The sequence below is a fragment of the Flavobacterium sp. genome (genome assembly GCF_049318185.1).
Taxonomy (GTDB): Bacteria; Bacteroidota; Bacteroidia; order Flavobacteriales; family Flavobacteriaceae; genus Flavobacterium.
This window is the reverse complement of the sequence record NZ_JBMOGV010000006.1, coordinates 19,842-46,604: the sequence shown is the minus strand read 5'-3', so window position 1 is coordinate 46,604 and position 26,763 is coordinate 19,842. Positions and strand designations below refer to the sequence as shown.

Below are 26,763 nucleotides of genomic sequence, written 5' to 3'. Positions count from 1 at the left end.
AAAATCTGTAGTTGCATTATCAAAACCTGAAGCATATGGCAATATTTTTGCTGTTGTAAAAGTGTTTACTGTTGTCCAAGCACTTTGAGTAGGACCGCAATTAGCTCTTACATAGTAATCATATAATGTAGATGCAGTCAATTGAGCTATTGTAATTGAATTTGTTGATGTAGAAACAGTTGTTCCAGTTCCTTGAGTAAATCCAAGTGGTCCGTACTCAACATCGTAACTGCTTGGGTTGCTTAACGATGCGTCCCAATTTAGAGTGATAGATGTTGCAGTTGTATTAGTTACTGAATTAACAGTAATAACAGGTAAACATGATAATTCTGTAAAAGTAAAGTCAAAATCAAATCCAGCACTATTGTAGAAATTATCCCATTGAAAATAATAAGTAGTATTTGCAGCTACTGTAAAACTTAAAGTAGTTAATTTTAGTGTGTTAATTCCAGTATCATCAGCAGAACTATAACAAGTTAAATTACCACAAACACCTGTAAAAACCTGTAATCTTGTATCTGTACTAGATGGAGATACATTTTGAGTTAAATCTGATGAAATTGTAATTTGTCCGGAAGCAGTTGGTGTGTATTTATACCATATTCCATAAATTGCTCCAGTCCCAGAAACATCAAAAGTGTCGTTGTAACAACCTGTTTGAAAAGTTCCTGTTACAGCTGGTGCAGTTGTTGTACCATTTGCAGTTAACTCTATTGCATTCGCACAATCTTGCTGAGCTGAAGCTGTTAAAGCTCCCAAAAATAAAACTACTAAAAGTAAAAGTTTTTTCATAAACATATATTTTTAAATTATTAAGACAACAAATTTAATAAAGTTTTTTGATTATTATTTATAATTATAATGCAAAAAAAAGAAATAATTAATTCGGGTAAAAAAACAAAGTTGAAGATTATCAACTTCATAAAATAACTTAAAATTTTTTGACATAAAAAAAAGCCATCATTACTGATGGCTTATCTAATATATAATCTAAAAATTATTGCTTAACAATTTTCTTAACAACATTACCTTTATCAGATTTAATGTTCATCATATAAACACCTGTTGATAAATCAGAAACATTGATTGTGGTAGAAGTAGCATTAACTTTCATTGATTTAACAATTCTTCCATTTAAATCTGCAATTTCGATTGATTCTAGCAATGCATCATCCAAAGAAACATTAACTTCTGTTGTTGCCGGTACTGGATATACACTTAATGAATCAAGTAAATCAAATTGATTATTTGATAAATTTGAAGTAAACGAAACAGCATCCAATAAAACATAAGCTTGTTGAGTTGCAGAGTGAGTTGGTGAGTAACACTGAAATCCAACATAATAGTTTCCAGCAGCTGGAGCAGTATAATTAACAGTCTGAACTGTATAAACCTGTGGTGTGAAATTAGCGTGAGTTAATAATGTAGTTGTTTGAGCTGCTGCAGTTGCCGCAGTACCAATTTTACTTCTCATGTTAATTACTGCAGTTGTTCCTGCAACATTAAGCTTTCTTATATAATATTGAAGAGTTATAATTTCACCTGCTTGAAGTGTCATTGCTCTAGAATATAAAAAATCATTAGTTGCGGCTGTAGTAGAGCTAGAACAAAATGCTAACGCAGCACCATCTTGAATAAGAGCACCTGTACCAGTCGATAAACCCCAAGCACCACCAGTACCTGTAGTTGATTGCCAACCTGCCGTATTAAATGTTCCTGTTTCAAAACCATAGTTATATGGTACGGTTGTTGGAGTAGTTAACTGTGTGTAAATATTAAATGGTCCCTCCCATGGACCTGTTCCACCTCCTGCACAATTAGATCTAATATAAAATCTATATGCAGTACCTTCTGTTAATCCTGTAAGAGGTAAAGATGCAGCAGTTTGATTTGATAAGGTACCATCTCCTTGGGGTAAAGATATCGGACCAAAATCAATATCATAACTATCTTGATTAGGATCCCAAGTAAAAGTAGCCGTTGTACCTGTCAAAGCAGTTAAACTTAAGTTTTGAACTAAACTACAACCCGTCACACTGAAATTATCGATTCCAATAGTATCGGCATCAAATCCAACATAATTAAATGCTATTTTACAGTTTGCATTACCTAAATATAGACTCAAATCTAAACTAATTGCCAAAACATCATAATCTGCATAAATACCATAATCTTCTTCAGCCCACAACAGATCCCAAGTAACCCCGTCATCTGTTGAGATTTTAATTAATAAATCTGCATTGTTATTTGGATCAACCATGTACTCATAACCTAGTACAGCATTAAAATTAGCATAAGCTGAAGTAGCTGAAGATAAATCAAATGAAGGTGATATTAACCACTCATCTTGATCATCAGCAACCCACTGAACAAGAGCACATTGATCACCTGAAACAACAAAAGTTGAACTTGTAGATGATTTCCATTGATTGGTAGCCGTTGCTACAGTGTTAATTGTCGACCAACCAGTTGGGGGGAAAGTCGCTCCCTCAAAACCTTCCACAGGAAAGATTAATTGAGCATTGGATAGCGAACAAACAAATAATAATAGTAAAAGTTTTTTCATAAAATTAGTTAGTTAAAGTTTTTAATTTAGCAAATATAAAAATATTTTTTTAATTTATGTTTTTCTAACTATCTTTTTCCCATTTACCCACTACAGAAGTAGCTAAAGCATTCCCAAGAACGTTTGTGGCACTTCTAAACATATCACAAAAATGGTCAATGGGCAAGATTAAAGCAATGCCTTCAATAGGTATTTTGAACATGCCACAAGTGGCTGCAACAACTACTAAACTCGCCCGTGGAACTCCAGCAATTCCTTTACTGGTTAGCATTAAGACAAGTAACATCGTCATTTGAGTTCCAAAATCTAAATGAACTCCATAAGCTTGAGCAATAAAAATACTAGCAAATGTCATATACATCATACTACCATCTAGATTAAATGAATAACCTAATGGCAACATGAATGAAACTATTTTATCTTTTACGCCAAAACGTTCCAATTCTTCTGTTAGTTTTGGAAAAACTGCTTCACTACTAGTGGTTCCAAAAGCAATGATTAGTGGACTTACAATTCTTTTTAACAATAATGTCATTTTACTTTTTAAGAAAATGTAACCCACTAATAGTAGTATAATCCATAGTGATGAAATTCCAACTAAGAAAGAACCAAAAAATTTAGCATAGGTAATGAGTAATTCATTTAAATCTCGGATAGCAAAAACTCCTGCAATAGCACCAAAAACACCAACTGGGGCAAATTTCATAACATAATTTACCATTTTAAGAATTATATGAGATGTTTTGTCTAACGCATTGACAACAGGCTTGGCATTTTCACCAATTGAAGCTGCAGCTAAACCAAAGAAAATAGAGAAAATTACAATTTGTAAAATTTCATTGGTTGCCATTGCTTCTACTATACTTTTAGGAATAATGTGTTCAATGAAATTTTGGGCAGAAAAACTTTGTGTTTTTTCAGTTACTTCAGCAGCAGTTGAAGCATCAACACCAGATAATTGTAAACCAGTTCCTGGATGTAAAATATTTACCCAAAACATCCCAATTAAAAGAGAAATAAATGATGCAGTAAAAAACCAGCCCAAAGCTTTTCCTCCTATTCTACCAACAGACTTGATATCTCCCAATTTAGCAATTCCTACAACCAAAGTGGTAAATACCAGTGGTGATATAATCATTTGAACCAATCGTATGAATACTGTAGCCAACATTTTGATGTAGCCGCTAAATTCCCTAGCAGCTTCTTCAGTGTGATTATTGTGCACATAAATTCCAATGATACCACCAATTAGCATGGCAATTAGAATTTGAACTGTAAGATTGGATAAGAAAGACTTCTTTTTAATTTCGGTTGTATTCATTTTGGTTGATTTTCTGCAGCAGTTTTCAGCATCCGTTTTATCTGTATTTACTACTAGATAGTGTTACTGCCAACTGAACACTATTTTTGGTAGATTTATTAAGTAAATAAAAATCTGCAAGCACCAATGCTGCCATTGCCTCAACAATTGGTACTGCACGTGGAACAACACAAGGATCGTGGCGACCTTTTCCTTGCTGCTCTATAATTTCGTTTTGATTGGTTAAAACTTCTTGTTTTTGAATTAATGTGGCCACCGGTTTAAAGGCAACTCTGAAATAAATATCCATCCCATTTGAAATTCCACCTTGAATTCCTCCAGAGAGGTTTGTTTTTGTAGTTCCATCATCGTTATACAAATCATTATGTTCACTTCCTTTCATTTTGGCACCACAAAATCCACTTCCGAATTCAAACCCTTTTACTGCATTAATGGAAAGCATTGCCTTTCCTAATTCTGCATGTAGTTTATCAAAAACTGGTTCTCCAAGTCCGATGGGAACGTTTTGAATAACACACATAATTGTTCCACCAACAGTATCGCCTTCTTTTCGTATTTCTTTGATGTAATCTTCCATTTTTTTGGCTGTTACCAAATCTGGACAACGAACTGCGTTGGTTTCAGTCAATGAAAAATCTAGTTCTTGGTAAGGTTTATCAATAAATATTTCTCCCACCGAAGAAACAAATGCATTGATTTTTATATCTGACAAAACTTGTTTTGCAATAGCACCAGCCACTACTCTGCATGAGGTTTCGCGAGCTGAACTTCTTCCTCCTCCGCGATAATCTCTAATCCCATATTTTTTTTCATAAACATAATCGGCGTGACTTGGACGGTAACTATCCTTGATATGGCTATAATCGTCTGATTTTTGATTTGTATTTGGGATAATAAACCCAATAGGTGTTCCCGTAGTTTTCCCTTCAAAGATTCCGGATAGGAATTGTACCTCATCGTCTTCTTTTCTTTGTGTAACTATAGAAGATTGACCCGGTTTTCTGCGTTGCATTTCGATTTGAATTGCATTCAAATCGAGTTCGATTCCAGCAGGACAACCATCAATAATTCCGCCTAATGCCTCTCCGTGCGATTCACCGAAAGTGGTTACTTTAAAAAGTGTTCCGTAGCTATTTCCAGCCATAAAGTCGTGTTTTAAACAAATGTAGTATTTATGAGCTAAAAGTAATAACTAAATTATATAAAAGTGCATTTAATTGACTACCTAAAGACCATTATATTAGTTATTTTATGAATTTTATAATTAATAACAAACAATAAAAATTAAATACTGGCGTTATATTACTATCTTTATATAGTATTTTAAATCAATAAAATTATGATAAAAATCATTTTATCTGCTTTTATGCTAATTGGATTAGCATTTAGCGTTAAGGCCCAAGACATCGCGAAAAACGCATTAGGTCTTCGTCTGGGAGACAACGATGGTTTTGGTGTAGAAGTATCTTACCAAAAAGGATTTTCTAAAAACAATCGTTTAGAATTAGATTTAGGCTTTAGTAACAGTAACGATGTTGATGCATTTAAATTAGTTGGTTTATACCAATGGATTTGGGAAATTGATAGAGGATTCAATTGGTATGTAGGTTTTGGTGGTGGATTAGGAAGCTGGAGTTATGACAAAGGTGGCTATAGCGATAGTGGTACATTTTTATTGGCTGCTGGAGATATTGGAATTGAATATAATTTTCAAGAAGCGCCAATTCAGTTGTCTTTAGACTTTAGACCTGAGATTTACTTTGGGGACAACAGAAGAAATCTAGATGGCTACAATTATCATAGTTTCGGTCCAGATATCGCACTTGGAATTCGTTATAGATTTTAATAAAATCACATAAACAAAAAAAATCCCTTCTTTATCAGAAGGGATTTTTTTATTTGATAACAATTTGTTTCTTCGAATTTATTTTAACAATAGTATAAGGACGATTTGTAACATCATTAGATTGATCTTCAGTAATGCTTTTTTGAGTATCATTAATATATACTTCAATTTGAGTTGGAGTTTCTATGACTTTTTCAATAGTAATTTTATTCAATTTTTCATTCGTTGGACCAGCATTAAGAATTATAAAACTACTTTTAATTATATCATCTGCTTTAATTTTTTTTCTCAAAGTTTCATCACCTAGTAGCATCATAATTTCTTTTGATTCAGTGAGTACTTCATAAAACTTAATATTTGCACCACCATCATTGTTAACGGTCAATGTTTCATAAAAAGGCTTTAAGGCTTTACTGCTTCTAGATGAACATGAATAAACAATTAACACAAAAATTAGTAGTGAAATTATTCTTTTCATTTAGTGTTTTTTATGGCTTCAATATATAAATTTTCATACAGTGGAAGTATATTTTTAATATCAAATTGCTTGGCAACATTGAGTGCATTTGTTCTGAATTTAGCTAGTGTTTGGTCGTTTGATAAAATCTTTATAGCATTATTAGCCATACTTTCAATATCGCCAACATTGCTTAAATAACCAGATATTCCTTCAAAATTCACTTCGGGCAAACCACCAGAATTAGTAGATATTACTGGCACACTCCATGCCATGGCTTCAAGTGCTGCTAAACCAAAACTTTCTGTTTCTGAAGGCAAAAGAAATAAATCGGAGAAGGATAAAATTTGGTCTATTTCATTGCTGTTGCCAAAGAAAATCACTCTATCTTGAATTCCTAAATCATTACAAAGTTGTTCCGCTTTAACTTTTTCTGCTCCGTCGCCTACCATCATTAGTTTGGCGGGTATTTTTTGCTGAATTTTATAGAAAATCTTGATGACATCAGGAATTCTTTTTACCTTTCTGAAATTACTTATGTGTGTAACAATTCGCTCTTCTTTTTTTGCCATTACCGATCGTTGGCAAGAAATTAAACTCTCATTTCTTATTTTATCTAATTCAATGAAATTAGGAATAACATGTATTTCCTTTTTAATGTTGAATAAATTATACGTATCATCTTTTAAACTTTTAGAAACCGATGTTACAACATCTGATTTATTGATACTAAAACTAACTGCTGGCTTATAGAAAGGATGATTACCAACTAAGGTGATATCTGTTCCATGAAGTGTCGTTACCATAGGAATTATAATTCCTTCATCTTTCAACATTTGCTTAGCCATATAACCCGCATAGGCATGAGGAATAGCATAGTGCACATGCAATAATTCTATTTTATAGAGTTTTACCATATCCACCAACTTGCTAGATAAAGCTAACTCATAAGGTTGATAATGAAATAATGGATATTCGGGAACGTTTACTTCGTGGTAGTGTACATTAGGATTAAGCAAAGCCAATCGAACTGGTTGACGATAAGTAATAAAGTGAATTTCATGACCACGATGGGCTAATTCTAATCCTAATTCTGTAGCTACAACTCCACTTCCTCCAAAGGTTGGATAGCAAACAATGGCTATTTTCATAATGAAATTTTATTACAACAAATTTAGTGAAAATATAGATTGTTATATAAGATTATTGCTCTCAATAGTAAGAACAATTACTTAATATTTATCAATAATAGCTTCTTGAATTATTTTTTGAATAGCTTCTCTGATGTTTTCTTTAGAGAGTTTATTAGGTAAATTAGAATCAGGGAAAGTCCTATTAGATAGAAATACATAAACAATATCAGTTTCTGGATCTGCCCAAGCAATAGTTCCAGTAAAACCAGTATGTCCAAAACTTGACAAGGAAACACAACCACATGTTGGACCGCTGCCACTAAGTTGCGGTTTGTCAAATCCTAAACCACGACGGTTAGCTTCAGCACAATACCAACACGTATTGAATGTATTAAAAGTTTCTGGAGTGAAATATTGAATGCCTCCATAGTTTCCTTTTTGAAGATACATTTGCATAATTTTGGCAATATCCATAGCATTAGAAAAAATTCCGGCATGACCTCCTACTCCGTTTTCCATGGCAGCTTCCATATCATGAACATATCCTTGAATGGTATCATGGCGGAAATAATTATCTATTTCTGTTGGTGCAATAACACTTTTATCAAATTTTTTCAAAGGATTATACAGCGTGTAGTTCATCCCGAGTGTTTTATAAAAATTATCTTCAGCTAATTCATCCAAAGGTTTTCCTGTTACTTTTTCTAAATATTGTTTAAGAATAATAAAAGTGAAATCGCTGTAGCGGTATTCTTTTTTATCAATTAAAGGACTATTGATGATTTTTTTAAAGATGGTGTCATGATAATCATCGCGAAGAAATAAACTATCTGAAACTCGCTTACTAAAACCTTCTGTGGCAATTTTTCTATAATATTTTTCTAAAGGTATTTTTGCAGAATCTAAAGTGGATTTGTAAAAAGGAATCCAAGCTTGCATTCTTCCATAATGTGATAATAATTCTTTGAAAGTAATTTGTTGCTTGTTAGTGCCTTTAAATATTGGCAACATTTCTGCTAATGTAGTTTCTAGTGTTACTTTTTTCTTGTCGTATAATTGCATAACATTGGGCAAAGTAGCTACTATTTTAGTCACCGAAGCAACATCATATAAATCTGAATTTTTTACTTTTATTGTATTTTCATAGGTTTGATATCCAAAAGATTTTTGATAAATAACTTTACCTTTTCGAGCTACTAATACTTGCATTCCTGGAGCCATTTTTCCATTTATAGCTTTTTGGGTGATTTTTTCAATTTGGGCTAATTTTTCAGAACTCATACCTACATTTTCTGGTATTGTAAAGCCTAAACGATTTAGTTTTTCTGTAGTTAAGCCATCTCCTGCTTTATAAATGTCGTTTATAGAAACAGGCAATTTGCCTTTAGATTCTATCGCTCCAAAAATAAGCTCAGCTGAAACCTCTTGAGCTATATCGCTATTTTGATAAGAAACAACAACGCCTTCTATAGCATCAAAATTGGTGATTTTTGATAACGAGTACGGTTTAGCAAAGCAATCAAGAATAACTTTCTTTTGAGAAGCAATTTTATCTATAAGTTGCAATTCATTATCTGATAATTCTGGAGATTTCCACCATGTTTTATCAGATTTGTGATAGCCAATAATTACAGTTTGAAAATTATTCAACTTAGTCATCAGCGAATCAATATTTTCATCAACTACTTCTGTTACTTCAGTATATTTTTTTAGGGTAGTAACAAACGAATTATTAGTATCTTCTCCTAGTTTTATGTAGGCTATTTTTTGATTTAGATTCTTAATTGGTAATACATTAGTATTTTTGACAACTGTAACTGCATTTTCATACAATTGATATTGCAAAGCTTCATTAGAAATTGGATTCAAATCATTATATAAATTGAATTCTTCAATGGGTTTATAATTATTTAAACCAGCTTTAAATTTATAATGCAATATTTTCTTAACTGACTCTTCAAGACGACTTTCTGAAATTATTCCTTCTTGAAAGGCCATACCTATTTTTTCGGAAGCTAATGGTACATTTTCTGCATAAAGAAGTATATCATTTCCTGCAAGAAAAGCCTCTAAATCAATATCACCTGGTTTTTTGAAATTACTAGCGCCTTTCATATTTAAAGCATCAGTAAAAATCAAACCATCAAAACCCATTTCGTTTTTCAATACATCGGTCACAACGTGATGAGAAATAGAAGTAGGATATCCTTCACGAGGTTCGAGACTTGGTACATTTAAATGAGCAACCATTACAGAGACTAATCCTTCGTCAAACATTCGTTTATAAGGATATAATTCTACTTTTTCTAAATGATCTAATGAGGCATTTACTATTGGCAAAGTACTATGTGAATCGGTTGAAGTATCGCCATGACCTGGAAAGTGTTTTCCTGTTGAGAAAACACCATGACTTTGAACACCCTCCATAAAAGCAATAGCATGTTCTGTCACATTGACCTTGCTTTCACCAAATGAACGGTAACCTATTATTGGATTTTTAGGATTAGTATTAATGTCTAAAACTGGAGCAAAATTGAATTGAACACCCATTCTTTTGCTCTCTTTGGCCATACAAATACCTACTTTTTGAACTAAATTTAAGTCTTTGATAGCTCCCAATGTCATGTTAAAAGGATAGCGAAAAGTGGAGTCAATACGCATACTCAATCCCCATTCAGCATCTATTCCAATAAAAAGTGGAACTTTTGATAAGGATTGGTATTTGTTAGTGAGCTTCACTTGGCGCTTTGGCCCACCTTGAAAAAATATCAGTCCACCAATTTTATAATCTCTAACTAATTTTTCAATAGCGTTGGTATGAATAGTGTCTTTATTTGAATAGGCAGCGACCATAAAAAGTTGTCCTACTTTTTCATCAAAAGAAAGTTGGGAGTATACACTATCAACCCATTTATTTTCTGCAGAAGAAACTGGGAAAAAGTTTTTGCGTTCCGATTTTATTTGTGGAATATAAATTTCTTCGTCTTCAGCGATTCGAGCGCTGCCTAGTAATACATTTTTTGATGTTTTCTTTATTGACGAACAATTAGTAATCAAAAAAAGCAGTGCTGAAAATAAAGCAATTCTAGTTAGAAGACATTTCATGAATGATTGATTAAAAGAAGCGACTGTGCCAGCTTTCACCAGCAGGAACTTCCCAGTTATCATTAAATTCTTCAATAGAATTTACTAAATTATTGAAAACAATAGTATTAACCGTTACTGCTTTTTCTTTGGCCATTCTTTTAAAATCGATTAAAGATTTGTGGGCAATGTGATCTCCATTTTTGAACGTTACGTTCATTTTATCTAATAAAATGACTTGATATTTTTGTTCCAAATTTTGAATAAATGCTACAGAAGCATCAATTGAACAACCAGTTGCTTGTTGTACTTCTTGATTTACAGCTAGTATTATAAATCGATTGTATTTAATAATGTAAGATGCTTCCAAAGTTGTTCCGTGTGCTGACCAATTTTCTATAAATATTTTCAAATCACTTTCTATTTCAGTAATTTCATCATCAGAAAACTTGCAATTGGATTGATAAATCCAAATTTTAGAGTCTTCAGGTAAATTTTCAAAGGGAACGTACATTTGATTTAGGAATTAGGATTAAGGATTTACAAATCTTGAGCGTTAGCAATTAATTCAGCAATGTCCATTACTTTGATGTCTGCTTCTTTTTCCTTAGCTTTAATACCATCTGTCATCATAGTATTGCAAAAGGGACAACCTGCAGCAATAATCTCAGGTTTAGTTTCTAAAGCATCTTCTGTTCTTTCAATATTGATTTCTTTGTTACCAGGTTCTGCATCTTTAAACATTTGAGCGCCGCCAGCGCCACAACACAATCCATTGGCACGTGAACGTTTCATTTCAACCAATTCAGCATCTAATTTTTGAATTAAATCTCTTGGTGCTTCATAAATATTATTAGCACGTCCTAAATAACATGGGTCATGAAAAGTGATTCTTTTTCCTTTGAATTGTCCACCTTCTATTGTTAATCTTCCAGAATCTAAAAGTGATTTTAGAAATTCTGTATGATGAATTACTTCATATTTTCCACCCAATTCAGGATATTCATTTTTCAGGGTATTAAAACAATGTGGACAAGCAGTTACTATTTTTTTTGCTTCATAAGCATTCAAAACCTCAATATTCATCATGGCTTGCATTTGAAACAAAAACTCATTACCTGCTCTTTTTGCAGGATCGCCAGTACAACTTTCTTCAGTTCCGAGTACTGCAAATTCTACATTTGCTCGATTTAAAATGCGCACAAATGCTTTGGTAATTTTTTTTGCTCGGTCGTCAAAACTTCCAGCGCAACCCACCCAAAATAAAACTTCGGGTTGTTTACCTTGCGCCATCATTTCTGCCATAGTTGGCACATTTAATACTTCTGACATATTGTAATTTTAGATTTTATGATTTTAAATATAAAATATTTAAAATATGATATTTAACATCTAATATTATTCATGATGTTCATCGTCAAACACTTGAATAGTTACTTCTTTTTCAACTAAATCGGTAAACTTTCCTCTGTAACGAGTAGCTTTTACTAGGTGATTATCAATCCAATGGTAATTTCCTCCGCGTGGTTTACCAAAAAGAATTCCGTGGTATTTGAAACCATGCTTTTTCAACCAAATCTCTGTATATTCTCTATGTTCTTCAGTTCTTGAAGTAAAGAAAAATATAACATGGCCTTCATCAAACCATTTGTTCAATGTTATTAATGCATCAGGATAAACTTCAGCGGTTAGCATTCTTTCTGGTTCTTCGTTTGGAATATCATCACAAACTGTACCGTCTATGTCAATTAGATAATTTTTAATTCCTTCAGGTAAAATTGGACTTAAATGTTGTCCGTTTTCTGTAATAGCTTGCAAGTTTTTGTCAATGTCTTCCGCGTTCATTTTTTTACTTTTTATAGTTATCAAATTCATTCTACAAATCCTCAAGCTTAACATTTATGAGAATTCATCTGTTGATGTTATTTTTTATTTTTCCTCTTTCCAGTTTAATCTATCTTGTTGATTGTACTGCCATGGTGCTCCATTATTTTCGATATTGGTCATCATAGCATTCAATGATTGTGGAGCAGCGCTTTGCTCCATTACTAAATACCTTCTCATATCCATAATTATAGATAATGGACTAATATTTACCGGACATTCTTCTACACAAGCATTACATGAGGTGCAAGCCCAAAGCTCTTCGGTAGAAATATAATCGTTTAATAATGATTTATTATCTGGAACAAAAACGCCTTTATTGGTATCAATATTTCTTCCTACCTCTTCCAAACGATCACGTGTATCCATCATGATTTTACGTGGCGATAATTTTTTTCCTGTTTGATTTGCGGGGCATGAAGAGGTACAACGACCACATTCCGTGCAAGTATAAGCGTTTAATAATTGAACCCAATTCAAATCTTGCACATCAGAAGCCCCAAACTTAGTTGGGATTGCGTTATCATCAACTGGTTGAGCCGCAAATGGATCAGCATTTGGGTCCATCATTAGTTTTACTTCTTTGGTAACACTTTCAAGATTATCAAATTTTCCTTTGGAATTCAAGTCGGCAAAATAAGTATTTGGGAAAGCTAATAAAATATGTAAGTGTTTAGAATAGTATAAATAATTCAAGAAAATCAAAATCCCTACTATATGCAACCACCACACACATCTTTCAACAATCTCAACAGTTGTAATATCCATGTCATAAAACAAAGGCGTAATAAATTGAGAAATTACATTACCTGAATTCATCATTTGGAAATGTAAATCAGTTGCATTCATAATTAGAAACAAAGACATCAATACAATTTCAAAGTATAAAATAATATCAGCATCTTGTTTTGGAGCACCAATCAAATCAGAACCAACAAAACGTTTTAATTTGATTATATTTCTTCTGAACCAAAAAACGATTACGGCAACCAAAACTAATACTGCCAAAATTTCAAATGAACCGATTAAGAAACTATAAAAACTACCAATATAGTTTGAAAAAATTCTATGCGTACCAAAAAGTCCATCTATAATGATTTCTAAAACTTCCAAGTTAATAATGATAAAACCGGCATAAACAATAACATGTAAAAACCCAGCAATTGGTCTTTTTATCATTTTTGATTGACCAAGGGCAATCATAGCCATGTTTTTCCATCGTACTGAAGGATTATCAGAACGATTTACATCTTGACCTAGCTTGATATTACGTCTTAGTTTTTTAACATTTTTAGCAAAAAAACCTATCCCTAAAACTAGAATAATAGCAAAAAGTAGGTTATCAATATACATCATACAAGTATTTTTACTTTTTAATTGAATCTTTTACAGGTGCTTTATAGGGTTTATTTTTCTTTCCAAAAAGCGAAACATTCACATATCTAGTTGGATTTAAACGTAAGTCTTGTAATAATAACTCTAGTTCTCTTGAAGTTTTAGTGAAATTGGTATATAAAGTTTCGTCTTTAGCTAATTTTCCTAAAGTTCCTTTTCCAGATTGAACATCAGCCAATATTTTATCAACACTTGCTAGTGTTTTTTCTAATTTTTTAACGGTTTCACTAATATTTACTTTAGCAATAGAGTCGGATATTTTGGCGAAATTTCCAGATGCTTTGTCTAGATTGGTCATCGTGTTATTGATTTTTCCTTTATTATCCGCTAACATTTCATTTACGTTTTTAGAAGCTTTTCTGAAGGCAACTAATGTTGAATCCAAGTTGCTGATACCACTTTTCAAATGCTCTTTGGTTTTAGCATCTAAAATAGAATTTACATTTTTCAATAAATCATCAGCAGAAACAACCATTTTCTCAACTTTTTCTTGTAATGGCGTTAATCTTTCTGCGACTAACGCTGTGAGTCCAGGCTTATTGCCCCCTATTAAAGATATTCCAGATTGTGCGATGATTTTATCTTCAAAATTTGGGACAATCATAATTTGCTTTCCTCCTATTAATCCTGGTTCATAGATATATGCTATACTTGATTTAGAAAAAGGAAAGTCGGATTTAATTTGAAGTTCTACCTGTATTTTTCCTAAGTTATCTGAGAAATCTATACTACTTACTTTTCCGACTGTTAAACCATTTATGGTAACTGGAGCTGAACTAACTAAACCTTCAACATTATCATATTGAACATAAAAAGTTTTATAATTAGTGAGTATGTCTCTTCCTTTTAAGAAACTATAACCCCAAATAAATAATAAAATAGAAGCAATAACTAATATCGCAGTCTTAATTTCTCTAGTAATTTTCAATGCTATTCTTTTTGCAAAGTTAAAATAAAATAGTGTTAATCCTTATTATTATTGCTTTAATGCTTCTTGAATTGAAACTTTTTTACCATTTTTTAGAGCAATCAAAAAAGCTGAGGAGTATCCCTTTGCTTTAGCTTCGACTAACAATCGTTTTGCTTCTTCATAATTAGAAGTGTCTCCATACATGTATTTGTATAATGTACCTTCCGTAGAAGCAGAAATATTCGATAATCCGTTAAAATTACTTGGCACTAACTCAATTTTTTTTCCACTTGCCAAAAGTTGCACTTTAAAAGATGAAGCAGTTGTTGTAACCACTTCAGTTTTTACTTCAGGCTTAGTTTCTGGTCTTTTTACTTCAGGTCTTTTTACTTCAGGTTTTTTCTCTGGAGTTTTAGCCGTTGGTTTTGGAGCTACAATAGAATCCGAAGTTTTTAAAGGTTTTTCTATTTTCTGAGATGGTTTTTCTGTATCATCACTTGCAGTAGTGCCAAAATATTCTTTCTTGTAACTAATAATAGCATCTGCAATGGCTTGAGCAATTTCTTGCTGTCCTTCTTCTGAGTCCAATTTCGCACCCTCTGTAGGATTAGAAATAAAACCAGTTTCAATTAATACTCTAGGCATGTAGGCTTTATGTAAAACCATATAAGGAGCTTGTTTTACACCCCGACTTTTTTTATTTAAATCATCAATAAAATGATTTTGTATTCTACCAGCTAGTGAAATACTATTACTTAAATATTCTTCACCTATCATCGTCACACTAGCAATTGATTCTGGTGATTTTGGATCATACCCTTCGTATTTTTGTTTATAATCCTTTTCTAGAGTAATTACTGCATTTTCTCTTTTTGCAGCCTCTAGATTTGAAGCATTTTTAGATAAACCCATTACATAAGTTTCAGAACCGTCAGCAGATTCATTTTTGTTAGCATTACAATGAATCGAAACAAAAATATGCGAATCGGCTCGGTTAGCAATGTTAGCACGCTCAACAAGATCAATAAATTGATCTGTTTTTCGAGTATAGATAACTTCAATACTAGAGTTTTTTTCTAATAGTTTGCCTACCTTCAAGGTAATAGCCAAGGTAATGTTTTTTTCAATATGTCCATGATAAATGGCACCGTAGTCATGATCACCATGACCAGCATCAAGTGTAACTTTAAACTTTGATTGTCCAAATAGTGAAGCAAATGAAAAGAAGAATAATATTGCTACTATAATTTTGCTGAATTTATGTGTATTCATAAGAATGTAAAAGTTAATTTTAATTAAAATCGAATGGTCATAAAGTTAATATTTCCTTATTTTTGACCAAAAATATTGTTTAAGTTTGTCACTTCAAAAACCAAACAATATTTCTACAAAAATAGTATTAAACATTTGCAAAGAAACTTATTTTATATCGTTTTTTTAACAATTTTCCTAACACTGGGAAGCACAAAAATATATTCACAAGAATTAGTTCCTAAAAACAATTCTTTTCCTGCTAAAAATCAAACCGATACTACTAAAAAAGAAACTTTAAGCACTCTTGAAGTTATTGATACTATTAAAGTTGATAGTCTGGGTAAGAAAAAAGCTTTGCTTGAAGGAAAAGTAAAATACAAAGCAGAAAAGTATGCCAAAATTGACCAAAAGAAAAAGCTAGTCACCCTCTATGATAAAGCAGAATTATATTATCAAGACATTGAATTAAAATCAGGAATTATAATTTTTGATTATCAAAAAAATGAAGTTTATGCGGGCAGAATAAAAGATTCTACGGGTGCTTATACCCAATTGCCTGTTTTTAAGCAAGGCGCAAATATTGTAAATCCTGATTCAATAAGATTTAATTATAAAACCAAGAAAGCTTTGGTTTGGAATTCTCGAACAGACCAAGACGAGTTTAAAGTAAAAGCTGCTATTACTAAAAAAGAAAACGACTCCGTTTACTTTATGAAAGGAGCGCGTTTTACAACGGCCAAAGACCTAGAAAATCCTGAATATTATTTTCAAACAAATAAAGTAAAACTTGTACCAGGAAAAAAGATTGTTGTAGGCTTAACCAATATGGTAATTGCAGATGTGCCTACACCCTTAGTATTACCATTTGCATTTTTTCCAATGACAGAGAAAAGTCGTTCTGGATTAATAATACCTACTTATAATGATAGCAACACTCGAGGTTTTTCATTGCAAAATGGGGGTTATTATTTTGCTTTAAGTAATAATTATGATTTAGCCGTTTTAGGCGATTATTTTACTAACGGAAGTTATGGTTTGCGGTTTGAATCATCCTATGCCAAGCGCTATAAATTTCAAGGACGCGTTAACATTAGATATGAAAATTTAGTTAATAGCGAAAGAGGTTATCCCGACTATGCAAGGTCAACGATTTATAACATCCAATGGTCACATTCTAAAGATTCAAAATCAAATCCAAACTCAAGATTTTCTGCATCAGTAAATCTTGGAAGTAGTAAATATTTTAGGCAATCTCTTAATCAAGTCAATGTAGGTTCTAATTTGAACAACACGTTAAGTTCCTCTATATCCTATTCAAAAACATTTAATTCTATTCCACAGGTGAACTTGTCATTGACAGCCACACATTCCCAAAACACAAATACAGAACAAATAAACATGACATTGCCAACACTTCAATTGAGTGTAGATAGAATTTTTCCATTTGCTCCAAATGATGGTGTAAAGAAAGGTCTTTTTAAGAATATAAATTTTCAATATAATTTAAGAGGCGAAAACAGAATTCAAACCACCGACTCGCTTTTTTTCAAACCAGAAATGTTTAATGATGCTAAAATGGGATTGCAACATAGTATTCCGCTTAGCACTAATTTTAAAGTATTTAAATATTTTAGTGCTTCTACTTCTTTAAATTATAATGAAGTTTGGTATTTTAAAACTATTAGAAAACAATTTGATGCTACACAAAACAAAGTCGTTGATGTTGACGTACAAGGTTTTGATGCTTTCAGAACTTATTCCTTCACTGCAGGACTTGGAACCACTATCTACGGAACATTTAATTTTGGTGAAAAGAAAAAAATACAAGCCATAAGACATGTAATGAGACCCAACGTTTCCTATAGCTATATACCAAGTTTTTCAAATTATTATGACACTTATGATCCTGATGGTAGCGGAACTATGAGAAAAGATTATACACGATTTGATAACGGGATTTTTGGCGCGCCAGGAAAAAACATGTCAAACAATTTAGGTTTCAATTTGAGTAATACTTTTGAAGCAAAAGTTACTGATAAAGATTCCACTAAAACAGAACCTAAGAAAGTGATGTTATTAAATAATTTAAATTTTTCAACCTCCTACGACATGACAGCTGATTCTCTAAAGTGGTCTCCCATGAGAGTAAGTGGCGGAACACAATTCTTGAAACAAAAAATGAATGTGAATTTTGCAGCAACTTTAGACCCATATGCTATTAACAACGCTGGACAAAGAATTAACACTTGGAATATTGATAATAGCGGTAGTTTATTCAGAATGACTAGTGCCAATATGACTTTAAATTATAACTTTTCTAGTAAAGACTCAGAAAATGAAGATAAAAAAAATATACAGGGAAAAAGTAATGGTGGTCGCGAGGATGACTTGTTTGGCACAAATACTGATTTAAGTTACAGACAAGATAGCCAATTCAATAAGGATAATGGGGAAGAAAATACTATTTCAGAATTTTTTAAATATAAGCTACCATGGGATATGAACTTGGCCTATTCACTTACCTATTCTAATAATAACAGAGAAAAGAAAGTGACTGGAAATTCAGTTATGGTCTCTATGAATACCGATTTGACACCCAAATGGAAAATCGGTGTTTCCACAGGCTATGACTTTGTTCAAAAAGGAGTAACTTTCACTCAATTTAGGTTTGAAAGAGATTTGCTCAGTTGGCGCATGGATTTCAATTGGGTACCTTTTGGAGATAATGCCTATTGGGGATTTTTTATAGGAATAAAAGCAGGTGTATTGAGCGATATCAAATGGGATAAACGAAAACAACCTGATAAAACCATTCGTTAATTGTTAATCATAAATTATGAGTAATAAAAAAATAATTTTTACTGACAAAGCACCTGCACCAATTGGTCCCTACAACCAAGCAGTTTTAATGGGTAATATATTATATACTTCAGGGCAAATTGCACTTCATCCAACTACAATGGAATTAGTACTTGATGATATTGAAACTGAAACCAAACAAGTAATGGAAAATATGAAAGCTGTGCTAGAAGCAGCTGATATGACTTTTGACAATGTAGTAAAAACAAGCATTTTCATTATGAATATGGGAGATTTTGCTATAATAAATAACGTTTATGGCAGTTATTTTGATGAGAAAATAGCACCAGCTCGTGAAACTGTACAAGTTGCTTGCTTGCCGAAGAATGTAAATGTAGAAATTTCAATGATTGCTATGAAGTAAACTAAAATAAAAAAGTCCCAGAAGGGACTTTTTTATTTGTTTAAAATGTGATAAGCAATTAATCCATCAATAGGTCTTCGGAGTACATTGCCCATATTAATAGAATATTTTTCTAGGATTTCTTCCAATTCATCTTTTAAATAAAAAGCAATAGAGCCGACAAAATGTACAGGAACTTCTTTGCAATTATCAAATTGCATAATATAGTTTTTAACAAATAATTTTAATTCTTTACGAATTATTTTTTTGCAAAACTCATTGTCTTTATGTTTGATAATGAATTTAGCAAAAGTTGCTAAATAAGCATTTGGGTTTGATTCTTTGTAAAGATTTGCTTTTATAAAATCAGCATCAAGATTGTATTCAAGTTCAAATTCTTTAGCTAATACAGGAGGCATACTGTTAAAATAATATCCTCTTAGCAAATGTCTTCCAAAACGATTTCCTGAACCATCATCCATGACAATGTAACCTAGTGATTGCACTTTTTGATGCAATACTTTACCATCAAAATAACTACAATTTGATCCAGTTCCTACTATGCAAACAATTGCTTTTTCATCTTTTGGAGTTGTAGCATATACTGCTGCAAAGGTATCTTCGTGAACAGAAACAAGCGCGTTTATAAAGTATTCTTTAAAAACAACTGCCAAGAAATCTTTCATTCTATCTGTTCCACAACCTGCACCGTAAAAGTATAAATGAGATACTTTTTCTTTATTATGTTCAATATCAAATTTATCATCTAAACGGGCAATGATTTCAGATTTATCTAATACTTCCGGATTTAGTCCTAATGTTTGAGTAGTAAATAATACTTTTCCTATATCGTCTATAGCAATCCAATCAGCTTTTGTAGAACCACTGTCAACTAATAATTTCATAATTAGGAATTTAAAAATCTAAAAAACAATTAATTCTATTTATTATTTTAAACCAGAAATATGAACAGCTAAATCAATTAATTTACTAGAATAACCATATTCGTTGTCATACCAAGAAACTAATTTAAAAAAAGTGGAATTTAAACCAATTCCTGCTTTAGCGTCAATAATTGAAGTTCTTGAATCAGAAACGAAATCTTGAGATACTACATCGTCTTCAGTATAACCAAGGATTCCTTTCATTTCGTTTTCAGAAGCTTTTTTTAACACAGCCATTATTTCTTCGTATGTAGTTTCTTTAGCAACTTTTACCGTTAAATCAACAACAGAAACGTCAACAGTAGGAACGCGGAAAGACATTCCTGTTAACTTTCCATTCAGTGATGGAATCACTTTTCCAACTGCTTTAGCAGCACCTGTAGAAGATGGAATAATATTAATACTAGCAGCACGTCCACCTCTCCAATCTTTTCTTGATGGACCATCTGCAGTCATTTGAGTAGAAGTAGTAGCGTGTACTGTAGTCATTAGACCTTCAACAATTCCAAAATTATCATTGATAACTTTAGCCAATGGTGCTAAACAATTAGTAGTACAAGATGCATTTGAAACAACGGTATCAGTAGCTTTAGCTTCAGTATGGTTTACTCCCATTACAAACATTGGAGCATCAGAAGATGGCGCAGATATAATTACTTTTTTGGCACCACCTTCAAGGTGAGCATTTGCAGTATCAATGGTTGTAAAGAAACCTGTACATTCTGCAACTACATCTACATCTTTATCATCCCATTTAACTAATTTTGGATCTCTTTCAGCTGTAACTCTAATAAATTTATCGTTTACATAAAGTTTACCATCCTTTACTTCTACTTTTCCTGCAAAACGACCGTGAACTGAATCGTATTTTAACAAATAAGCCAAATGATCTACGTCTAATAAATCATTGATGGCAACCACTTCAACATTATCTCTATTAAAAGTTTCTCTAAAAACAATTCTTCCAATTCTACCAAATCCGTTAATCCCTAATTTTACTTTTGACATTTTTTATAATTTATGTTATTTTTTATTTTTATGTTGACATTATATCAGAAACACGAAGTAATTCTCTATCAATTGCTGAATGACCTTTGATAGCTTGTTGTAAGGGAGTCAGCTCTATTTTGTCTGTTAATAACCCCACCATGAAATTGGATTTTCCTTCCAGTAAAGATTCTACAGCTTTTACGCCTAATCTTGAAGCTAAAACCCTGTCAAAACAAGAAGGTGAACCACCACGCTGCATGTGTCCAAGAACTGAAACACGAATATCATATTCTGGTAAATGTTCCTCAATGTAATCTTTAAGTTGAAAAACATTTTTCCCCAACTTTTCACCTTCAGCCACAACTACTATACTTGATGATTTTCCCGAAGCTTTACTTTTTTGTAATGACTCTAATAATCTTTTTAATCCTAAATTTTCTTCTGGTATTAAAATTTCTTCAGCTCCAGCTCCAATCCCAGCATTCAAAGCAATATGACCAGCATCTCTTCCCATTACTTCAACAAAGAAAAGACGGTTATGTGAACTGGCAGTATCTCTAATTTTATCGATGCATTCAACAACTGTATTAAGTGCAGTATCATAGCCTAAAGTGTAACTAGTTCCAAAAATATCGTTATCAATAGTTCCAGGAATTCCCATCACAGGAAAATTATATTCTTCGTTAAAAACTTCAGCTCCAGTGAATGAACCATCACCACCTATAACTACTAAAGCCTCAACTCCAGCATTTATAAGGTTTTGATGTGCTTTTTGACGCCCTTCTTTGGTCATAAATTCTTTTGAACGAGCCGATTTTAAAATAGTTCCTCCTTTATTTACAATATTATTTACACTCCTTGCTCCCAATTCTTTAAAATCACCTTCAATCATGCCTTGATAACCCCTGTAAATTCCAATACATTCAACATTGTGAAAGGCGCAAGTTCTCACTACAGCTCTAATGGCAGCATTCATCCCTGGTGAATCACCACCAGAAGTTAAGACACCTATTTTTTTTATGGTTTTAGACATATTTTTAATATTAAATTGTAAAATTAACAAACAAGAAGTGTAATTATATCCAATTATTAGTGTATTGATAAAAATGAATTAAATTCAATCGTTTTCGTTAATAAGTTTTTTCTTTAAATTAAACTAAAAAAAGTCTTGTCTTTTAATCCTCAGATGGAATTCCCTCTTTATTAGGAATGATTTCAGTTTTTTTCTTTTTCTTATTGTCATCATTTTTATTAAATTGCATAGTATCCGGAAGCAAAGAATCAGGTATTTCGTTATTTTTATTATTAGAAATCCTATCTAATTTTGCATTTCTAAAAATCTTGTTGACCAATTCTCTTAAAGTATCAAAATCGACCTCATAAGACATTCCTATTCCTTGTGTGTATCCAATTCCTTGTCCAATATAAGTAATGTCATTTTCTTTATTAAAAACTCTTAGATTTAATGTGCCATCTTCGTTAACACGATATTGTACTTCAACATCACCTACAATTGTTGTTTCTGTTATTCCTCCTACTGGCACACCTACTTTGCCATTAACCGTAATTCTGTCATTAATTCTTGAAGTAAGTGAAACTCCTAATCTGCCATCAGTTTGTTGTCCTGGTGTTCTATCGGCTACTACATATTCTGGAGCAATGGATATTTTATCATTGTCTCCAGAAAAAATATCATTAAAAAGACTACTTGCTTTTTCAAATAAGTTATTAGACAATTGATTTTGATTTACACCTTCTTGACTCAAAAACCCACCAGTTGAGAGTAAATATAATGCTTGTGTTTGACGCTTATCTTTATCATCCAATTTATACTGAATTTCAGATTTTAAAGAACTAGAAACCGATGGGAAATTAATATTAAAATCAGGATCTGGACTTCTTAAATTTCCTTTTACACCAATCACAACTTCAACATCAACTTTTTTATTAAAAGAGGGATTATCAATCAATACAGCCGGATTAGCAGTAGTTTTATATATTGCCTCCAAGTTAAGTGTTGCTGCCATTGGATCTCCATCCCAAATTATAGAACCATATTTTTTTACTTCAAATTTTTTGTCAATAATTCCTCCATATTTGAAATTATAAAAACCTTCATAAACTTGAAAATCACCAAACATTTGAAATTTACCTAGAGTATTAATACTCATATTAAGTGAACCTCTTCCGTTCCCTTTCATACCATGACCAGATTCTCTGTTAAGAATTACTTCAATATTTGCGTCTTGAGTAATATCAAACTCAAAATCCATTTGAAGTCCATTATAATTTTTGATTTGGGCAATAGCATTATTTTTATTTTTTTCTAATGGTGTTAAGAGATGGATATAATTATTTTCTTGAATTGCTTCTGCATCGTTGATCGGGATTTTGAGATCAGTTCCTTTAGCAGATTTTGCATTTACTTTTATTATCAATCCATTTGTTGGCCCTACTATTGAAGCTGAACCATCCATAAATGCTTTACCAAAATAGGCTGAGTCTTCTTGATCTTTTGTATTAAGCGCTAAAAGCCTATCTGAATTAATAGCTAAATCAAGTTGCCAATCTCCAAATTGCTTATGCTTTATAAAACCATTAATATTTCCTTTTGTGTTAAACTTAGTATCAGTTATGGTGGTTTCTCTAATAATGAATTTATTTTCTGTTACATCAACTATAGAATTGTTAGCAAACTTGTAATCTGTGTTTAGATAAGGAATAGTTAATCCAGCTTCATTTATGAATAGTCTACCATTATATTCCAATTGATTGATATTTCCATCTATTCTTGCATTACCTGAGGCAAAGCCACGAATGTTTTTAATAACATCTCCACCTATTTTTCCTAAAATCCCTAAGTTAAATTTATCAAAATTCAAATCAATATCCGCAAAAGTTTGATTTTCTAATATTTGAATATTTCCTTTTGCGTTGAAAGCTTCTACATTTTCATTATCTAAATTTGAATTAATGTAAAATTTGCTGAGAGTTTCATCACCAGAAATCTGTAAATTTAGTTTACCTAAGGCAACTTCATTAACAGATAGACTATCAATTTTTAATGACGCTGTTGGCTGAAAAATTGTATTTTTTTGTTTAAAATTTATCTTACCGTTTAAATTTCCATTGAATACAAATTTTTCCACATCAGGTGTTATTTTGTTTAAATTGACATTATCAAATGTTAATTGCAAATCCTTATATTTCCTATCATTTATCAATCCTACAAAACTTATATTTTGATTCTCATGTGTGAAAATTAAATTTTCAAAAGAAAAATTAGTTAATTTTTTATCAAAGATAATTTTACTATTTTCAGGATTTTCTTTTTCATTTAAGCTCCATAAATAATCCTTGAATTGAAGTTCTGATTTAGTGAAACCAATAACATTTTTATTTTCTTTATTGATGGTGTGATAAAAATTTAAGTTGTAAAAATCAAGTCCTTTTTTTCCCCCTTTAAACTCCGTTCTAAAATGTAAAGTATCATTAGCAAATGTATTAATCATACTAAAATCTCTAACTTTATAATGCTTGGTTTTGATTGAATCCATTTGAACATAAGCACTATACAAAGGATTTTTGTTGTCTAATTTCACTGAAACATTATCAAAAGTGTTGTCATATGCCACTACTTTTGGTGAATTAAAATCTAAATTAAAATTCTTAGAATCTGAACTAATATTTCCTTTCAAAACTGTATTAGCAGCTAATGATATATCTGGAAAAAAAATCTCGATAATTTTACTATGTAGAGCAAAATTAAATTTCAAATATTGATTAGGCAGCAATTTGTTTTGTCTATAATTGGCATAAAAACTACCCAACGAATTCTCCGCCATTTTTTGGAATTGGTTGAATTTATATCTCCCAACTATTGTTCCTTCTATGGCATCTGGGGAATTAATTTTTATTGTTCTTTCACCATTGCTTTCAAAGCTTGAAGTTACTTTTAAATAATCTAAAAAATAAAGGTCTTTTTTATTTTGATAAGAAGCGTTTGTCAACAACAAATCACCTTTCATGTTTTCTATAGAATTTCCAAAGGCTTTAATAACGACATCTCCTCTAAAAACAGAAATGGAATCCTTTGTAAAATTAAGTTTTCGCAAATTGGCATGGTCAATTTTTAAAAGAAAATCGTAACTGTTTTCTTTTTTTGACAAATCAACTTTTCCATTAAAATCGATAAACAAATTTGGATCATTAATATAAAATTTTCCTCTAAAAATTGGCTCTTTAAAACTACCATCCACTATGATTTTGGTGTAGTTATATCCGTTATACTTTACTTGAAAAACATCCCCCAAAAAAGTAGTATTCAAATATTTTCTAGTAAATCCTTTGCCATCTACATCTAGATTTAGACTTACTTTCCCAATGGTTTTATCATTTATAAATGCACCAACATCAAAACCATCAAGAATAATATTTCCTTTGTAATTGGCATTGTCAATGTTGTTAAGATTCGACATCATCAAATCAGATTCAACAATTCCTAATGCTGTGTTCATTACAAAATTAGTTTTGATATAGGTTTGAGTTACTTCTACTTTTCCTGTATATGTAAATTGTCCTAATTTTTGTAGTGATGATGGAAGTTTTTTTCCAAGAATATTTGGCAATAGCTTTGTTAAATCTTTATAATTTGAAGCTATTTTATTAAAATTCCCTTTCATATAAAAGGACCCTGGACTGCGTGGAAATAAATTCTTGAAATTAATATCTCCTTTAATAATTGATTTTTTATTGTCAACTAAATACAGCTTTGTGGCATAAAAATTATTCAAGGTCCCCTTGATTGTAGATTTCAAGAAAAACTTTTGATTTTTATCAAGTTCTTTATAAAAATGACGAATATCATTAGTTGATACTATAGAGCTATCCAACATTACATCAAATTTTACTCTATTGTTAAAATCACTGAAATCATGATTATCTTTATTATACTTCAATATGACTTGACCTTTAAGAAAAGACTCTTCTGTTGCTAGTTCTAACTTTTCAAGTCTAATATCATTCTTCGTATAAGTAAAATCAGAGGTTAAATTATTTACAAAAACACCCCGATGATCTTGAAAAGACATTTTGTTTATATTGGAAGTAACATTTGGTCCTTTTATTTGAAATGATTTCAAATGAACATTAAGCTTTGTGAAGTCAACGTCCTTTGGAATAATTCGATTTTCATCTATCACAACAAACCTACTGTCAATAAGATTAATGTTATTTGATTTCATCAAGAATTGACCATTACTAGGTTTTCCATCATCAAAGGCAGCAACAAACAAGTCTAAATTTGTTTCTTTTTCACCTTTATAATTCTTAATTTGAAGGTAAAAATTATCCAATTGCAAATCTCCAAAAAGAAGTTTGCCGTCAATAAGCTTTTTGAAATCTAAAATACTTGTTTTAATCCTTTTTGAATAAATCAAAGTATCTTGATGATGGTCTAAAATCAATACTTTTTTCAATTTAACACCGCCAAAAAAAGTTATAGCTACTTCATCAATATTGATATTTGTATCATAATCTTTATTGATTTTGGTGGTATAGTAATGGGCGATTTTTGTCTGTACAAAAGGAAGTTGGAGTGAGATACTTAGCAGTAATAAAAGTAAAAACAACACTGAAATGGTGCGAAAAAGAATTTTCCTGAACTTTTTAAAACCGCTATTTGTTTTAATTTTTTCCAATTATTATTCTGACTTGGGAAAGAAAATTACCTTTGCAAAAATCTTTACATTTGATTTTCTAATTGTAGTGTCAAATAT

Annotated in this window: 20 protein-coding genes; 3 read left to right on the top strand and 17 right to left on the bottom strand. The window is 31.5% G+C overall.

Annotated elements, in window-relative coordinates:
• The 4 genes from ACOYLT_RS01425 to aroC all read right to left on the bottom strand — a co-directional run.
• On the bottom strand, positions 1–792 hold a 792-nt coding region (locus tag ACOYLT_RS01425), incomplete at its 3' end, for a fibronectin type III domain-containing protein (RefSeq protein WP_422852053.1).
• A 205-nt stretch (positions 793–997) separates the two neighbouring features.
• Positions 998–2,566: a choice-of-anchor J domain-containing protein gene (locus tag ACOYLT_RS01420; RefSeq protein WP_422852052.1), complete on the bottom strand. Its 1,569-nt coding sequence runs from the start codon at positions 2,564–2,566 to the stop codon at positions 998–1,000.
• Positions 2,567–2,630: 64 nt separating this feature from the next.
• Positions 2,631–3,887 carry a dicarboxylate/amino acid:cation symporter gene (locus ACOYLT_RS01415; protein ID WP_422852051.1) on the bottom strand — a complete coding sequence of 419 codons (1,257 nt, stop codon included), beginning with the start codon at positions 3,885–3,887 and terminating at the stop codon, positions 2,631–2,633.
• A 37-nt stretch (positions 3,888–3,924) separates the two neighbouring features.
• Positions 3,925–5,031 (bottom strand): chorismate synthase, encoded by a 1,107-nt coding sequence (aroC, locus tag ACOYLT_RS01410; protein WP_422852050.1) that lies wholly within the window; start codon positions 5,029–5,031, stop codon positions 3,925–3,927.
• A 195-nt stretch (positions 5,032–5,226) separates the two neighbouring features.
• Between aroC and ACOYLT_RS01405 the strand changes: the two genes are divergently transcribed.
• Positions 5,227–5,733 carry a hypothetical protein gene (locus ACOYLT_RS01405; RefSeq protein ID WP_422852049.1) on the top strand — a complete coding sequence of 169 codons (507 nt, stop codon included), beginning with the start codon at positions 5,227–5,229 and terminating at the stop codon, positions 5,731–5,733.
• A gap of 49 nt (positions 5,734–5,782) precedes the next feature.
• Here the strand turns inward: ACOYLT_RS01405 and ACOYLT_RS01400 are convergent, their stop codons facing one another.
• From ACOYLT_RS01400 to ACOYLT_RS01360, 9 genes are all read right to left on the bottom strand, one after another.
• Positions 5,783–6,211 carry a hypothetical protein gene (locus ACOYLT_RS01400; protein ID WP_422852048.1) on the bottom strand — a complete coding sequence of 143 codons (429 nt, stop codon included), beginning with the start codon at positions 6,209–6,211 and terminating at the stop codon, positions 5,783–5,785.
• Complete coding sequence (bshA, locus tag ACOYLT_RS01395) at positions 6,208–7,341, bottom strand: N-acetyl-alpha-D-glucosaminyl L-malate synthase BshA (RefSeq protein WP_422852047.1); 1,134 nt, start codon at positions 7,339–7,341, stop codon at positions 6,208–6,210. Before bshA ends, ACOYLT_RS01400 begins: the two co-directional genes overlap by 4 nt.
• Positions 7,342–7,422: 81 nt before the next feature.
• Complete coding sequence (locus ACOYLT_RS01390) at positions 7,423–10,428, bottom strand: glycoside hydrolase family 3 N-terminal domain-containing protein (protein WP_422852046.1); 3,006 nt, start codon at positions 10,426–10,428, stop codon at positions 7,423–7,425.
• A 10-nt stretch (positions 10,429–10,438) separates the two neighbouring features.
• The gene (locus ACOYLT_RS01385; protein WP_422852045.1) at positions 10,439–10,921 is read right to left on the bottom strand and encodes an ABC transporter ATPase; all 483 of its coding nucleotides are present in this window, start codon (positions 10,919–10,921) and stop codon (positions 10,439–10,441) included.
• Between the two features lie 26 nt (positions 10,922–10,947).
• Positions 10,948–11,739, bottom strand: coding sequence for a (Fe-S)-binding protein (locus ACOYLT_RS01380; protein WP_422852044.1), 792 nt, complete (start codon positions 11,737–11,739; stop codon positions 10,948–10,950).
• Positions 11,740–11,805: 66 nt separating this feature from the next.
• Positions 11,806–12,252, bottom strand: a complete 447-nt coding sequence (locus ACOYLT_RS01375) for an LNS2 domain-containing protein (protein WP_422852043.1) — start codon at positions 12,250–12,252, stop codon at positions 11,806–11,808.
• A gap of 84 nt (positions 12,253–12,336) precedes the next feature.
• The gene (locus ACOYLT_RS01370) at positions 12,337–13,647 is read right to left on the bottom strand and encodes a 4Fe-4S dicluster domain-containing protein (protein WP_422852042.1); all 1,311 of its coding nucleotides are present in this window, start codon (positions 13,645–13,647) and stop codon (positions 12,337–12,339) included.
• A gap of 10 nt (positions 13,648–13,657) precedes the next feature.
• Positions 13,658–14,614, bottom strand: a complete 957-nt coding sequence (locus ACOYLT_RS01365; protein WP_422852041.1) for an MlaD family protein — start codon at positions 14,612–14,614, stop codon at positions 13,658–13,660.
• A 48-nt stretch (positions 14,615–14,662) separates the two neighbouring features.
• On the bottom strand, positions 14,663–15,868 hold the full coding sequence (locus ACOYLT_RS01360) for an N-acetylmuramoyl-L-alanine amidase (RefSeq protein WP_422852040.1): 1,206 nt from the start codon (positions 15,866–15,868) through the stop codon (positions 14,663–14,665).
• Positions 15,869–15,943: 75 nt separating this feature from the next.
• On the opposite strand from ACOYLT_RS01360, the gene ACOYLT_RS01355 reads away from it, so the two are divergent.
• On the top strand, positions 15,944–18,670 hold the full coding sequence (locus ACOYLT_RS01355; protein ID WP_422852039.1) for a putative LPS assembly protein LptD: 2,727 nt from the start codon (positions 15,944–15,946) through the stop codon (positions 18,668–18,670).
• A 16-nt stretch (positions 18,671–18,686) separates the two neighbouring features.
• Positions 18,687–19,073 (top strand): RidA family protein, encoded by a 387-nt coding sequence (locus tag ACOYLT_RS01350; protein WP_422852038.1) that lies wholly within the window; start codon positions 18,687–18,689, stop codon positions 19,071–19,073.
• Positions 19,074–19,105: 32 nt separating this feature from the next.
• Here ACOYLT_RS01350 and ACOYLT_RS01345 read toward each other — a convergent pair whose 3' ends face one another.
• From ACOYLT_RS01345 to ACOYLT_RS01330, 4 genes are all read right to left on the bottom strand, one after another.
• Positions 19,106–19,957 (bottom strand): BadF/BadG/BcrA/BcrD ATPase family protein, encoded by an 852-nt coding sequence (locus tag ACOYLT_RS01345; RefSeq protein WP_422852037.1) that lies wholly within the window; start codon positions 19,955–19,957, stop codon positions 19,106–19,108.
• A 42-nt stretch (positions 19,958–19,999) separates the two neighbouring features.
• On the bottom strand, positions 20,000–21,004 hold the full coding sequence (gap, locus tag ACOYLT_RS01340; RefSeq protein WP_422852036.1) for a type I glyceraldehyde-3-phosphate dehydrogenase: 1,005 nt from the start codon (positions 21,002–21,004) through the stop codon (positions 20,000–20,002).
• A 28-nt stretch (positions 21,005–21,032) separates the two neighbouring features.
• Positions 21,033–22,019, bottom strand: a complete 987-nt coding sequence (pfkA, locus tag ACOYLT_RS01335) for a 6-phosphofructokinase (RefSeq protein ID WP_422852035.1) — start codon at positions 22,017–22,019, stop codon at positions 21,033–21,035.
• Between the two features lie 142 nt (positions 22,020–22,161).
• Positions 22,162–26,685, bottom strand: a complete 4,524-nt coding sequence (locus ACOYLT_RS01330) for a translocation/assembly module TamB domain-containing protein (RefSeq protein WP_422852034.1) — start codon at positions 26,683–26,685, stop codon at positions 22,162–22,164.
• Between the last annotated feature and the right edge of the window lie 78 nt (positions 26,686–26,763).